This window comes from candidate division KSB1 bacterium, assembly GCA_034506335.1.
Taxonomy (GTDB): domain Bacteria; phylum Zhuqueibacterota; class Zhuqueibacteria; order JANLFK01; family Oleimicrobiaceae; genus Oleimicrobium.
Window position 1 is genome coordinate 26082 of the sequence record JAPDPR010000037.1, and the last position, 13277, is coordinate 39358.

Here is a 13277-nt window from a genome sequence, read left to right on the forward strand (position 1 = left end):
GAGTACGAGGCATGCGTATTACCAGCCGGATGCTGGTCAACAACCTCCTTGCCCATTTGCACCGCTCTCTGCAACGGATAGATGTTCACCAAGAGCAGATTGCCAGCGGCAACCGAATCAACAGGCCGTCCGATGACCCTGCAGGGACCGCCAAAGTGCTCCGTTTGCGCGATGCAATCGCCGATAACCGCCGGTTTCTCGACAATGTCGCAGACGGACAACATTGGCTCACCGTCACCGAGGCGGCCTTGGCGGATTCAGTTGAGATTTTCACGCAACTGCGAAGCAGGATACTCCAGGCGCAAAACGATACCTTAACGGCCGAGGACCGGCGCACCATGAGTGGATGGGTCGCCGAGTACCTGGAGCAGCTCACACAGGTTGCGAATCGACAGGAGCAAGGGAAGTACGTCTTTGCCGGGACCCACACAACCACACCGCCCTATTTGTTGACCGACGAAGTGGAAGATGAACCCTTTGTGGCCCGGGTGGGCGCTGCCGTCCTTCTCGACTACACGGAACTTGCCACAGGTACCGTGGTGGTTACCGACAAGAGCGGCACGACTTACAACGAAGGTGTGGACTATCAAGTCGATTACACGCAGGGCACCATCACCGCACTTTCCGGTGGAGGCATGAACGACGGGGACACCTATTATGTCTCCTATCAGTTGATCCGTCCGTTGCGCGTGGTGGCGAACGCTGCGGGTAGTACCGGCGAACTGAGGCGGCAGGTAGGTGAGGCAGCGGTAGTGACCGTGAACGTCCGCGCCCCTGAGGCCTTTGGTGCCTCCAACGAGGCATTCGACGTGCTCAGAGCGGTGAAGAATGCACTGGTACGCGACGACCACGAGGCACTGCGACAAGGCCTGAGCGCCTTGGATGCAGCGCTGGACCGGCTCCTGGAAGTGCAGAGCCGCGTTGGCGTCCAATACGAGCATCTGGCAATGACCCATGACCGTCTGAGCAATGAGGCGATACTTCTCGAGCGTCTGCGGTCCCAAGTGGCCGACACAGATGTGGCCGAGGCGGTGGTAAAGCTCCAGGAACAAAAGACCTCCTACCAGGCGGCACTAAGCGTCACGGCCAGCATCAGCCAAATCAGCTTGCTCGACTACCTGAAATGAGCGTCGCAACATGAGAGGGTAAGGGTGGATGATGACGGGACAAACTATGAACACCGCGGTGTTGGGTGAGATCGAACTGGACGAAGAGGCCGTTCTCACCTTTCCCGAGGGCCTGCCGGGTTTTGAACACTATACGCGCTTCGTCATCTTAGGCGATGAGCGCTTTTTCCCCTTCCAGTGGCTCCAATCGGTGGAAGATGCCAATCTCGCGTTCCCTATTATCGAGCCCCACTTTGTGTGCCGAGACTACTGCCCGAGATTGTCCAAAAAGGTTATGGAAAGCTTGCAGTTGGAGAGTCCTGAAGAAGCCCAACTTTTTGCCATCACGACCATAGGGTCATCGCCGCGGGAGGTGACGGCGAACCTGAAAGCCCCGCTGGTGGTGAACCCAAAGGCACGTCTGGCCAAGCAGTACATCCTGGAGGGAACCAGTTACTCGTTGCGTCATCCGGTGCTCGGTTAGAGCGTATCACAAGCCAGGGACGGCACGACCATGCTCATATTGACACGGCGAGTCGGCGAAAGCATTACCATCGGGGACGAGATTCGGGTGAAGCTCCTGGGGATTAGCGGGCGCCAGGTGAAGATCGGCATCGAAGCCCCGCGCGGTGTCGTGGTGCACCGCGAAGAGGTGTATGAGCGCATCGTCGAACAGAACAGGCTTGCTGCGCAGAGCTTGAGGAGCGAAGGCCTTAAGGGTGCAGCCGACTTGTTCAGAAAGCGAGTGCGGGATGAACTGCAGGAAGTTGAAAGCGGACGTTAAGACGTCTTCTCATCCGCGTGCCGCGAGGGCGGCGCATAATGGGGTCGCCGGCAGCGTGCCCTTTGCGGAGCTTGAAGCGGTTGCCCTTGGCCTCATGGAGGAAGGGGAGTATGAGGCCGCCTTGCCCTACCTGGAACAGGCATTGGCCTTGAACCCCACCTCTGCTCCTACGCACTGCCACCTCGGCCAGGTCTACTATGCACGCATGATGTGGCGCGAGGCCGAAGAACAGTTCCGGAAGGCCCTGGCGCTCGACTTTAATCTCTTGGAGGCGCATTTCAATCTGGCTGTTCTCTGTCAGCGACAACGCCGTTTCCCGGAGGCGCTTGCCTTTTTCAAGCAAGTGGTCATGGCAGAGCCCAGCGATTGGGAGTGCTTTCTGCGGATGGGACAGTGCACGGCGGAGATGGGGAACCTGAGGGACGCGGAAGCTTTCTACGCCGAAGCGCTGCGACTCAAACCTGATTCGCTCGAGGCTGCCGGAGGATTGGCCAAGGTCTTCCTTGCCACGGAACAGCTGGACAAGGCGGTGAACACACTGGAACTTGGCTTGCGTTACCACCCGGAATGCACAGAATTGCGCGCGGCGCTTGCGCATGTGTACGAGCAGGACGGCGAATACGAGAAAGCGTTGGCCCAGTTCTACCGCCTGGTCAAGGACAACCCAGAAGATGCAGAGCTTCACTACCACCTCGGCATGTGCTGTGTGAAGCTTGGGCTTTTGCGCGAGGCGGAACCACTGCTTGCCAAGGCCTCTCAGCTCGATCCGGAACTCTTGGAGGCTATGGAGGCGCTTGCGCACTTGTACCTTAGCACGGGCAGGGAAGAGGAGGCCATCAGGACCTTCGAGCATCGGCTGCAGGTTGAAGCAGGCATGATGGGCTCGGGAGTGGGGATACCCAGAGGGGGCCGCGTGCGAATTCTGCAGGAACTCGCTGAATGCTACGTGCGTCGGTCCGACTACGTTCGTGCCCGCCGGCTATTGGAGGAGTGCCTGGCATTGGCACCTGGCCAACCTGAGGCGCAACTACTGCTTGCTCGTGTTGACGAAGGGGCCAAGGCCTGTGAACCAGGCTAAAGAATCCCACTGGGGGTGTAACGAGCACTCGCGCAAGGAAGGCGCCCTCATAGCTGGTGAGCTGCTGCAATGGGCATGTGCGCAGGAGTGTGATTCGGACCCTCAAATGACACCCTGGTGAGGAGGCTCGTTTTCTGAGAAGGCAAACAGAGGGCTCTAGTCTGGCAATGAAGGAACAAGCATGAAGCGAAAGACCACCGTTGCACTGTGTGCCATAGTGAAAAACGAAGAGCGGTTCTTGCCCAAGTGTCTTGCCAGCGTGCAAGGTGCTGTCGATGAGCTGGTGATCGTCGACACGGGGTCGACAGATAGGACTGTGGAGATCGCTCAATCGTTTGGCGCCACGGTCTACCATCACCCCTGGCAAGACAGCTTCAGCGAGGCGCGCAACTTTGCCCTGGAGCGGGTACAAAGTGCCTGGGTCTTGGTGTTGGACGCCGATGAGGAGTTGGAGCGCCGGGACATCAGCGTACTGCGGCAGGTGGTGCGCACAGAACAGGTCACCTGCTTCTTCCTCCCAGTCTTGAATCAGATGCCCGATCGCACGTTTTCGCAGCTGTACTCACGCCGGCTTTTCCGCCGCGGCATGGCCCATTACGAGGGGATCGTGCACAACCAGCTGGTGGTGCAGGGGCCCTCGGCACCTGCTCCAATTCGTATCTACCACTATGGCTACAACCTGAGTCCCGAGGAGATGGCAGCTAAGCAGGCGCGCAGCGAGCGGCTCCTTCTGCGGCAAATCGTCGAACAGCCGGATGACCCATTTCCTCGGTTCAATTTGGCCAGGATATATCGCAACCAGGGGCGCTGGCAGGAGGCAATCGAGGTGGCGCAGGAAGGCCTGCGTTTGTGCGGCACAGGCGCCAAGACCTCTACCTACTACATGCTGCTCTTCGATCTGGCCTACTGCTTCATGATGGTGGACCGGTTGTCCGAGGCCGAGGCTCTGTGCGTGCAGGGCTTGACTGAATACCCGAAAAATTTGGACCTGCGCTTCACCTTGGGAACCATCTACGCCCGGCAAAATCGCTTCCAGGAAGCGATGACCGAGTACCGGCGCTTCTTGGAAACGTTGGCACGCAGTAAGGCGGATCCGGCTTACAATTTTTCTACCCTGATTGTGGATTCCTGGAGCTTCGAGAATCGTGCCTGGCACAACATAGGCCAGTGCCTCGTTTCCATGGGAAGGTTCGCAGAGGCGGAAGAACTGTACGCAGGGCTTCTTAAGACGCAGAAGGACCAATTGTTCTTCAAGGGGTTGGCGCATTGCAAGCTCGTGCAGAAGGACTTCAAAGGGGCGAGCCAGGTGCTGGAGGAGGCTGTGGCCGCCGGGGTGCAGGATGCGTTTCTCTATTTCCAGCTCGGCGAAGTGTGGCGGGAGCTCGGAGACCCAGCGGTGGCGATGGACTACTTCTCGCGGGCTGTGTGCTTGGCACCAGACAATGTGGATATCATGAATGGGTATGGCCACGCTTTGCTTTGCAATGGTCAATACGATCAAGCCATCGAGGTGCTCGAGAAAGCGCGCTCTCAGGCCCCTAAGCACGTAGGGGTGCAGGTGGGGTTGCTGCGGGCCTTGTTGGCTGCTGGGCGCCGCAAGGAAGCCGGCGCCGTGCTGGAGCGGCTGAAAGGAGCACACATAGATGCTGCGGAGACAAACCGGGAGCTCGGCGATGCGTGCGTGCGGGTGGGTTTCTATGAGGACGCTATCTATTTCTACGAAAGGGCGCTAAAACTGGGCGCCCCGCAGGTGCAGCTTCTTAGCAACATTGCCACCTGTTATGCGCGCCTGGGCCATGAGGAGGCCGCTCTTTTGGGTTACAAGGCAGCACTGGAGCTTCAACCCGACTACGAGGTGGCCAGACGCAATTTGGCCATCCTCAAACGAGAAATGGCGAACACCGTCTCATAGGAGCCAGGAAGCATGCGAGGTGGCACGCAGCCTACCGTTTGCCTGTGCATGATCGTCAGAGATGAGGCGGAACTCCTTCCGCGCTGCCTGCAGAGCGTGCAGGGGGTTGTAGACGACATCGTCGTGGTGGACACAGGCTCGTCCGACAACACGGCGCGCATTGCCTTGGGATTTGGAGCCCGCCTCTTTCACCACCCGTGGCAGGACAGCTTCAGCGAAGCACGGAACTGGGCCCTGCGCCAGGTGACCAGTGACTGGGTGCTTGTTCTGGATGCGGACGAGGAGCTGGAGCGGGAGGATGCAGGATTGCTGCGTCGGGTAATCCAGGGAAAAGAGCACCACGCTGTGTTTACCTCCGTCCTCAACTACACACCCTATGGAAGGACTCAGCTCTATTCCCCACGGCTATTCCGCCACGGCACGGCCCACTATGAGGGGATTGTCCACAATCAACTGGTGCACAAGGGTCAAAGCATCGTGAGTAGCATTCGCATTTATCACTGCGGCTACGCCCTTTCCCCGGAAAAGATGAATGCCAAGTATGAGAGGACCACTCGCCTGTTACGCCTCCAACTCCAACAGAATCCTCAAGACCTGTTCGCCTGGTATAATCTTGTTCATATGTATCGCAACCGCAGGCAGTTCGAGTTGGCCGCGCGCACAGGGCACGAGGTTCTGGAGGACCTCTGCTTTGGAGGCAAGGAGACTCTCTTCGTAATGCTTTGTTATGATGTGGCCTGCTCGTACGTGGAGATCGGCGATCTCTCAAAGGCCGAAAGCTTCTGTCGAAGGGCCCTGAAGGTCAATCCAGAGTTCATTGACGCCCTGTTTGTCCTGGGGGTTGTGCGGATGAAAATGCGCCAGTGGGAAAAGGCCGCTCGTGCGTTTGGCTCGTTCATAGAGGTGCGCGCACGGGTGCTCGCTTCGCCTGTTCTTCACCGCTTTTGCTTGGGAACCATCGACTATGAGTTCCTTGCTTATGCCTTCCTTGGCGAATGTGTGTTGCACTTGGGGGCGGGGGAGCAGGCGCGCGACTATTTCCGGCAGGCGATGGCCCTCTTCAGGGCGTGGGAGCGGGGGTGGCCTGCGGCTATCCCTCCGCACCCGGATATCCTCATGCAGATGGGGAACATTGCGGTACGCTTAGGGCGCATCGAAGAGGCCACGGAGCTCTTTGAGAAATGTCTGGGCCAGGGGATGAAAACAGCACAGCTCCTTAACAATTTGGCGGGCTGCTACGCAAAGCTGGGGAAGGTCGAGGAAGCAGTCACAGCCTATCGAGATGCCCTGCGCCTCAATCCGCACTACGAGGAAGCACGTCGAAACGTCCAAGTCCTGCTCAAGGCCTGCGCGAAAAGAGCACAAGCTGTCGACATGCCCGTTGAAGCGTGACTCCTTTCAGGCGCCAGAGGCGACAACGTACCTGGCCGAGTGCAGAAGAAAAGTGCTCAAGTTTTGCGCAAGGCTGCCGATAAGGTATGCGGGAGGGGTTGGTCTGGTGGGATCTGAGCCCGAAGGAGGTGATGTGCGGGAGGAGGCAAAGGCAATTCCAAGTTCGCGAAGGTGCGGAGGCCAGCGATGAGCCTCCCAAGAGCAAGGAAGCAGACAGAAGGACAAGGAGGTTAGTATGGCAGAGGCAGAACTGACGCGGATCAATACCAACATTGCCGCGTTGAACATGCTGAACGCTCTGACGACCATCAACCGGAATTTGAGCGTTCACCAGCTTCGTCTTGCCACAGGCAAGCGGATCAACCAGGCGGCCGACGACGCAGCCGGTTTCACCATCGCCAGCAAGCTGAAAGTGCGAGCGGAAGGCTTGGGCGTGGCCCTGAACAACGTGGCCGACGCTAAGAACCTAGTCGCGGTGGTGGAAGGTAACCTGACCAAGATTCTGGACATCTTGGGCCAGATGAAGGCCAAAGTTACCCAGGCCGCCAACGACACGTTGGGGAGCGAAGAGCGCGCGGCCATCAACAAGGAGCTTGCCCAGCTAGCTGCGCAAATCGACGACGAGGTGGAGCAAGCCACGTGGAACGGGGTCCCTGTCCTCAGTGGCGATGACACCTCTTTTGTGTTCCAGGTCGGCCCTGCCACCTCAGACGTGCTCACCTTTGACATGAGTAGCTCCGAAGTTGGCTATACCGGCGGCTACACTGCTGCCAGCCTTGCAGTAGACCAGGGTGGCGGCGCGGTCACCATCGGCACCTCTTCGGCGTACTATGTGGCTCCTGGTGCTTACACGGTGACGGGCATTGCCTCCTCGGCTACGATCAACACGGGGAGCACTCAGCTGCTCGAGGGCTTCTATACCTTCGAGGTCAAGTCGGTCACGGGCGGCAAGGTGACCTATCGCGTGCTGGACGCCAATGGTTCGTTGCTGCAGATCTCCTCTACGAGCAACGGCACCGGTGCTCTGGCCACCTCGGCGCAGGCCACCATAACTGGCGGGGCAACCGGCACCATTGACACCGGGCGCGGCTTCAAGTTCAAACTGGGCAGTCTGGCTACGGGCGATACCGGCTCCTTCGTGTTTAAATTCGAAAAGGCCGGGAACAACGTGGACGACCACGACAATGCGGTGGCGTACATGAGCCAGATCGACGCGGCCATTACCAATGTGAACAAGGCCCTTAGTTACATTGGTGCGCGCGTCAACCGCATGACTGTCCAGGAAGAGAACCTGATGGTCGCGAAGGTGAACACCGAGGCGGCCCACAACCGCATCATGCATGCAGACCTGGCGCTGGAGCAGTTGGAGGCCTCCAAGCTGCTGATCTTGCAGCAGACGGCCACGGCGATGCTGGCGCAGGCCAACGTGGGACCGCAGGCGGTCTTGGCACTCTTCAGGTAGCGTTCTTAGACAGCAGGAGTGGGGTAGCCAATTCCGGGCTACCCCACTCCCTTATCCTTGCCCAGTGCCTTTGATGACTGACAAAAACCCTATCTAATCCTATGAACCAGAGACGTAACCCTCTCCTCAGCTACAGGGAGCAAGAAATTCTGGCCGCGCCACCTGAAAAGCTGGTGCTTCACCTTTATGATTTTATTCTCCGCTGTTGCGCGTGCCAGGACAGTGGCGGGGCAGCACGGGCATTGTCTGTGCTTATCGATGGCCTTAACTTTGATTACCCGGAGATCGCCGAAGGGCTTTTTAGACTCTACGACTACTGCCTGCGCCAAGTGAAGGCGCGACGCTTCGAGGAAACCAGGACGATTATCACCGAATTGCGCGCGGCATGGGAGAAAGCGACTGTCAGACCGGCACTGTCGCCTGAAGGAGCGATGGCATGATTTCATTGGACGCGCTGTTCAACCAAGGCTCGGCGATCGACTCCCTCATCCAGAAGTACATGGCCATTGAACGCCGACCAGTCACAGAACTGGAAAACCGTAGGTCGACCGTCAACGTTCGCGTGGCCATGTACCAGGACTTGAAAAACTACCTTCAAAGCCTCAAGGACCTTGTTGACGAGCTCGCGGACAGCAATACCAACTCCATCTTTAACGTAGTCAGGGTGGTGAGCAGTGACGCCGACCTCGTGAGTGCCACAGCCTCATCTGGCGCCGCCACGGGAACTTACCAGCTCCGCGTCCGTCAGCTGGCTACCGCGACCACCGTAAAAAGTACCGCCGCCCTGAACACTGCCCCGTCTGTGGTTAGTAGCGGACAGGTTGTACCTGGGGCGGGGAAAATCAATGTCAACAAGCACTGGAGCGAGGCAGGGTTTGCCCATACCCCTGATGGCACCGTCACGATCAATGGCAAGGTTTTTGACCTTGCAGAGTATGCCACGGTCGCGGATTTCATGGAGGCGGTGAACACAGACGCGGAGGCGTCTGCCACTATTTACTACGACACCACTCGCGATCGCTTCGTCATCGAGAGCAACGAGGTAACCAGCGACCTCGTTCTGAGTGAATCGCCCGAATCCTATGGCTTTCTCTCAGAGGTGAAGATCGCGCCGGGCACCTACTCCACTAACATGACCGGTGTGCAGTCAGATACGTATCTGTACCGCGCCAATTTTGACACGCCTGTGGGCCGGGAGGAGTCGGGGAGGTTCAAGATCAACGGCGTTACTATCTCCTGGAATGCTTCCACTGATACGCTAAACAGCATCATTTCGCGTATCAATCGCTCGGCGGCCGGCGTGACCGCCTACTACGATGACACTATCGACAGGCTGGTGCTCACGGCAAGGGAGACGGGAAGCGAGGAGATAGTCCTGGAAGACGTGGAAGGGACCTTTCTCAGCCAGACGCTAAAACTGGAGGGAGCAACGCAAGTCATCGGTCAAGATGCCCGCTTTACCATCAACAGTACCTCGGCCGATGACGAGATCACCAAGACTTCGAATACATTCACCATCAACGGCATCACATACACGCTGAGGGGTGTAACAGTCGCCAACGACGACTATGCCGATCCGGCCACCACTGCGGTGACCATCGCTGCCAGCAAAGACGCGAGCGCACTGGAGGCCAAAATCAGGGCCTTCCTCGCGAGCCTGAACACGGTGACCTCGTACATAAAGGCCAAGTCCGCGGTAGATTCATCCGGCTACACACGGGGTGCTATGGCCGGTGAGACTGTCTTCACTGGGCTCCGGATGCAGCTTCTGAGCGCATTGGTCGAACGGGTCTCAGGGTTGGAGAGTGGCAAGCCTGTGACTCTCGCAGAGATCGGGATTACGGTGAATAGCGCCCTCCAGGCTTCCCTCAGCGAGCCAAGCAAGCTTCGTTTTTGGTTGGAGGAAGACCCTTCGGCGGTGGAGGCCTTGTTCAACTCGACCAATGGCGTGGCCGCAAGAATGGCCGCCTTACTGGAAGCATTCACCGACTCGAACGGAATTGTAAACAGGCAGCAAAACTCTCTCCGGGACGAGATAAAGCGAATTGACGCACGCATTGCACGGCTGAACGAGCAACTTGAGCGCCGGGAAGAGTACTATCGCAAGCAACTGGCTTCGATGCAAGAAGCATTATATGCCTTGGTCCAGCAGCAGAACTCTCTCTCGAGTTTCCTGAGCGGTTTCTACTCAAGATAGTCGTGCAGGTCCACCAGTTTGTGTAGGGGAAGGCAAGAAAGGGTACAGAGGGTCTGCATGGAAATTCAAGAGGCAGAGGCGTTGCACGGGAGCCACGCACTAGTGCAGAGTGTGGGGCGGAGGGACCCCTCCACAGGCGCTGAAACGCATCCGCCTTCAAAGACGGAGGGTGCGCAGGCTATGGGGGTTAACCAGGAGATGGCCGCGGAGGTGGCCGCGCAGGTTGCTCACGCCCTCAATGAGTTCGTCAGCGCCGTCAACGTAGGGATAGCTTTCCTGGTTGACCAGGCCACCGGCAGGACAGTCATCAAGGTGATTGACCGGGAGACTAACGAAATAATTCGCCAGGTTCCTCCGGAGGAGATGCTTCGCCTCGTGGCGCGCATGAATCACGTCCTCGGCGTGCTGCTCAATCATCAGGCATGAAAGCCCGTGGTGCGGTGACCCCAAACGCAGCAGAGATGGAACTCGAAAGACTGCTGGCAGTGAGCTTGCGCGCGCTGGAACAGGTGGCAGATTGTGATGCGCGGCTCGAGGAGTGCATACAAAACAGGCAGGGCTCGGCGCTGCAGGGATTGCTTGCGGAGCGCCAGCGCGTGGTAGCCCACCTTCTTCGCCTGGGGGAAAAGCTGCGGGGTATGGACAAGGCCGCCACAATTAGCACCCGGCGCGTGCACTACCTCCGGCACAAGGTGCAGCAGGCGGCACAAGTAGCCGTGTGCCGAAATCGAGCCTACGTGGCCAGATTGCGGGAGGAGATATCCCTTTTCCAAAGAGAGCTGAACTCTCTTCAGAATGATGGGACATTGCTCAAGCGGTACTTTGGTCCGACGCAGAGCCAGGCTGAATTCAACGGCTAAAACCGGAAGGACTATCGCATGACCGTAGGGGAAGTCAACAACACACCGGACGCAGGGCGCCCAAAGACACGCCAATTAGAGACCGATAAGCAAAGGCCGGGCCCCAGGTCCTTGGACGCTGACAGAAGCATCGAAAAGCCGGACCGGCTGGAAATCTCCGGTGAGGCGCGTACGCTCTCGGTAGGCGATAACCAAAAGGTGCGATCTGCCGAGCACCCGGAGGTTGAGGCCTCCAACGTTGGATTCTGGGCACGTCTTCTCGGTGAACTGGAAGGCGATAATGAACCGGCCGAGGACCGCCTGGAAGTAATACGACAGAGACTCCGGGAAGCCCATTACGAGCGTCCCGAGGTCTTGCAGGAGACAGCTCGCCGGCTTATCGAGGCGATATTTGGACGGCGATAAAGGCCACAAGTTGTGCGCTTTTGTTGAGAAGCGCCCGGAAGTCCTTTTAGCCCAAGGTCATATCCCCAAGTGAGGTACTAGGAAGGCCCATGGACGAAGTGCTGGCAGTGCGCGACCACCTCTACGAGCGGTCTGGGATCTACCTCCCAGATGGGCGGCGTTACCTGTTTGAGAGCCAATTCCTCTCGCGCATGGAGTCGACTAGGCTCTCCAGCCTTGCCGAGTACCTACTCTACCTCAAGAAACAGCCTCATGCCGGGGAGCTGAGCAATCTGCTGAATGAGCTCAATCTGGGTGCATTGAGCTTTTTTGCCGACCCTGTCCGTTTCAAAGCTTTGAGCGCAGTGTTTATCCCCGAGATCGTGCGGCGGAGCGAGGGCGCGACCAAGGAGCTTATCATCTGGCTGGCCGGGTGTGGTACTGGCGAAGAGGCGTACGCGGCGGCTATGGTTTTGCACCAATTGCAGAGCACGTTGTTGAAAGGGTGGCGCTGCCTGGTATGGGGCACAGATCGAAGCAATGCCGCAGTGGCGAAGGCAAAAGAGGGACTGTACGAGCAATTCAATGTACAGGGACTCCCGCAAGAACTCAAGGAACAGTATTTGGCCCGAGCACAGCAGGGGCTGATGGTGGCGCCAGAACTAAGGTCGCTCACGCGTTTTGATCAGTTCGACTTGGCGCAACTGCCCAGTGCGGGGCCCAGAAACAAGATCAGCATCATCTTCTGCTGCGGCGAGCTTGCGCACTTTGACCCGCAATCGCGGGCCCCGCTCGTTTCCCTGCTGTACGAGGCTCTGCAAGAGGGCGGGTACCTGGTGCTGGCTAACCTGGAATCCCTCCAAGGGCTTCGCAATGGGTTTCGCCTAGTCCACTACCCCGGAGGGTTTGCGTATCGGAAACAATTGAAGGGCGGATAGAGCAGCGAGTGTCAAGTGAGGGTGTGGAATGAGGGAGGAGAGTAGAGAGGAGAAGCTGCGCCGTTACCTTGCCAAGGTCGAGTACGTCCCCACTATTCCCACCATCGTCAATCAGGTGCTGACGGAGCTGGAGAATCCCGATGCGAACCTGAACGAAGTGGTAGAAGTGCTCATGGCCGATCAGGTGCTGACGTTGCGCATGATTCGGCTGGTCAACTCTGCCTTCTGGGGCCTAAAGCACCAGGTGCAGTCACTCAAAGAGGCAATCGTCTTCATGGGGCTGCGGGAGGTGCGCAACGTGGTGTTGAGCACCTGGTTGGTGAACGCCTTCGTCTCCAAGGTAGCTCGCTTCCGCATTGAAGCGTTTTGGGAGCACTCATTCGGCTGCGGTTTGGTGTGTCAGCTCCTTGCCAAGGCCGTTGGCTACGGGCAAGTAGACCGTGCCTACTTAGGCGGATTGCTGCATGACGTGGGCGAAGTGGTCCTTTGCCAAAACTTCCCGGAAGAGTTTGCGCAGGTGGTCTCCTTAGTAAACACGCAGGGGTATACCTACCACGCCGCAGAGGAAGAGGTCATGGGCATTAACCACACCGATTTCGGACAATGGCTGGTGGAGCATTGGCGCCTGGAACAGGGGTTAGCCGAAGCAGCGAGCGCCCACCACGACCTCTCCCGGGCCAAAGAAGACCCGGACCTGGCAGCTTTGGTGCACATAGCAGACCTGTTTTGCCGCCTGAAAGGACTGGGCTACGGGCACTATGAGTGCCTTGAAGTCTACTTCTTGGAAGACCCCGCATGGCGGCTTCTGACGAGCCGGCACGCAAGACTTGCTGAACTGGATCTGGAGAAATTCTCCTTCGATCTTGAAGACCGTGTTGAGGAAGTCAAAGCGGCGGTAGGTACTATCTACAACAACCAGCCCAAGAGGACTCCTCTCACCGTGGAGTCGATGCGCTATTAGGTTGGGGTGGCGCTGCTCAAACGGGTTGGCACTCCTGTGTCATTCTTTTGGACACCCAAGGGCCTGAACAGCGACAAAAGCACCTTCCCACCTTTTCTCCGCTAATTTTCCTCTTGACTTTGTGAGATTTGTGGTTATATTTGAGCCCAGCAGGGTCCACTAATGGGCCTGCGTTGAGGAGGCGGTTCCATACCTAGGGGTAT

Annotated in this window: 14 protein-coding genes; all 14 read left to right on the forward strand. The window is 58.0% G+C overall.

Features of this window, described 5'->3' with window-relative positions; translation table 11 throughout:
• Positions 1–11 precede the first annotated feature (11 nt).
• Positions 12–1127, forward strand: a complete 1116-nt coding sequence (flgL, locus tag ONB25_10985) for a flagellar hook-associated protein FlgL (protein MDZ7393406.1) — start codon at positions 12–14, stop codon at positions 1125–1127.
• A 28-nt stretch (positions 1128–1155) separates the two neighbouring features.
• A complete protein-coding gene (gene fliW, locus ONB25_10990) occupies positions 1156–1590 on the forward strand; it encodes a flagellar assembly protein FliW (protein MDZ7393407.1) in 435 nt (144 codons plus the stop codon).
• A 30-nt stretch (positions 1591–1620) separates the two neighbouring features.
• Positions 1621–1890: a carbon storage regulator CsrA gene (csrA, locus tag ONB25_10995; GenBank protein ID MDZ7393408.1), complete on the forward strand. Its 270-nt coding sequence runs from the start codon at positions 1621–1623 to the stop codon at positions 1888–1890.
• The gene (locus ONB25_11000; protein ID MDZ7393409.1) at positions 1859–2968 is read left to right on the forward strand and encodes a tetratricopeptide repeat protein; all 1110 of its coding nucleotides are present in this window, start codon (positions 1859–1861) and stop codon (positions 2966–2968) included. The genes csrA and ONB25_11000 overlap by 32 nt, the downstream gene beginning before the upstream one ends.
• A 181-nt stretch (positions 2969–3149) precedes the next feature.
• A complete protein-coding gene (locus ONB25_11005; protein ID MDZ7393410.1) occupies positions 3150–4880 on the forward strand; it encodes a tetratricopeptide repeat protein in 1731 nt (576 codons plus the stop codon).
• Positions 4881–4892: 12 nt separating this feature from the next.
• Complete coding sequence (locus ONB25_11010) at positions 4893–6272, forward strand: tetratricopeptide repeat protein (protein ID MDZ7393411.1); 1380 nt, start codon at positions 4893–4895, stop codon at positions 6270–6272.
• 235 nt (positions 6273–6507) lie between these two features.
• Positions 6508–7734 carry a flagellin gene (locus ONB25_11015; protein ID MDZ7393412.1) on the forward strand — a complete coding sequence of 409 codons (1227 nt, stop codon included), beginning with the start codon at positions 6508–6510 and terminating at the stop codon, positions 7732–7734.
• Between the two features lie 101 nt (positions 7735–7835).
• Entirely contained in the window at positions 7836–8174 is a 339-nt protein-coding gene (locus ONB25_11020) for a flagellar protein FliS (GenBank protein ID MDZ7393413.1), read from the forward strand.
• Entirely contained in the window at positions 8171–9931 is a 1761-nt protein-coding gene (fliD, locus tag ONB25_11025) for a flagellar filament capping protein FliD (GenBank protein MDZ7393414.1), read from the forward strand. The genes ONB25_11020 and fliD overlap by 4 nt, the downstream gene beginning before the upstream one ends.
• A 57-nt stretch (positions 9932–9988) precedes the next feature.
• Entirely contained in the window at positions 9989–10357 is a 369-nt protein-coding gene (locus ONB25_11030; GenBank protein ID MDZ7393415.1) for a flagellar protein FlaG, read from the forward strand.
• 35 nt (positions 10358–10392) lie between these two features.
• The gene (locus tag ONB25_11035) at positions 10393–10791 is read left to right on the forward strand and encodes a hypothetical protein (GenBank protein ID MDZ7393416.1); all 399 of its coding nucleotides are present in this window, start codon (positions 10393–10395) and stop codon (positions 10789–10791) included.
• 18 nt (positions 10792–10809) lie between these two features.
• Positions 10810–11196 (forward strand): hypothetical protein, encoded by a 387-nt coding sequence (locus ONB25_11040; protein MDZ7393417.1) that lies wholly within the window; start codon positions 10810–10812, stop codon positions 11194–11196.
• 89 nt (positions 11197–11285) lie between these two features.
• The gene (locus ONB25_11045) at positions 11286–12113 is read left to right on the forward strand and encodes a hypothetical protein (protein MDZ7393418.1); all 828 of its coding nucleotides are present in this window, start codon (positions 11286–11288) and stop codon (positions 12111–12113) included.
• Positions 12114–12141: 28 nt separating this feature from the next.
• The gene (locus ONB25_11050; GenBank protein MDZ7393419.1) at positions 12142–13074 is read left to right on the forward strand and encodes an HDOD domain-containing protein; all 933 of its coding nucleotides are present in this window, start codon (positions 12142–12144) and stop codon (positions 13072–13074) included.
• The last annotated feature ends 203 nt before the right edge of the window (positions 13075–13277 follow it).

Bases quoted from the DNA above. Each gene is read 5' to 3' on its own strand.
- fliW (MDZ7393407.1), top strand. From the start codon at position 1,156: ATGATGACGGGACAAACTATGAACACCGCGGTGTTGGGTGAGATCGAA.
- ONB25_11045 (MDZ7393418.1), top strand. From the start codon at position 11,286: ATGGACGAAGTGCTGGCAGTGCGCGACCACCTCTACGAGCGGTCTGGG.
- ONB25_11035 (MDZ7393416.1), top strand. From the start codon at position 10,393: ATGGAACTCGAAAGACTGCTGGCAGTGAGCTTGCGCGCGCTGGAACAG.
- ONB25_11040 (MDZ7393417.1), top strand. From the start codon at position 10,810: ATGACCGTAGGGGAAGTCAACAACACACCGGACGCAGGGCGCCCAAAG.
- ONB25_11015 (MDZ7393412.1), top strand. From the start codon at position 6,508: ATGGCAGAGGCAGAACTGACGCGGATCAATACCAACATTGCCGCGTTG.
- ONB25_11005 (MDZ7393410.1), top strand. From the start codon at position 3,150: ATGAAGCGAAAGACCACCGTTGCACTGTGTGCCATAGTGAAAAACGAA.
- ONB25_11050 (MDZ7393419.1), top strand. From the start codon at position 12,142: ATGAGGGAGGAGAGTAGAGAGGAGAAGCTGCGCCGTTACCTTGCCAAG.
- ONB25_11010 (MDZ7393411.1), top strand. From the start codon at position 4,893: ATGCGAGGTGGCACGCAGCCTACCGTTTGCCTGTGCATGATCGTCAGA.
- ONB25_11000 (MDZ7393409.1), top strand. From the start codon at position 1,859: ATGAACTGCAGGAAGTTGAAAGCGGACGTTAAGACGTCTTCTCATCCG.
- csrA (MDZ7393408.1), top strand. From the start codon at position 1,621: ATGCTCATATTGACACGGCGAGTCGGCGAAAGCATTACCATCGGGGAC.
- ONB25_11020 (MDZ7393413.1), top strand. From the start codon at position 7,836: ATGAACCAGAGACGTAACCCTCTCCTCAGCTACAGGGAGCAAGAAATT.
- flgL (MDZ7393406.1), top strand. From the start codon at position 12: ATGCGTATTACCAGCCGGATGCTGGTCAACAACCTCCTTGCCCATTTG.
- fliD (MDZ7393414.1), top strand. From the start codon at position 8,171: ATGATTTCATTGGACGCGCTGTTCAACCAAGGCTCGGCGATCGACTCC.
- ONB25_11030 (MDZ7393415.1), top strand. From the start codon at position 9,989: ATGGAAATTCAAGAGGCAGAGGCGTTGCACGGGAGCCACGCACTAGTG.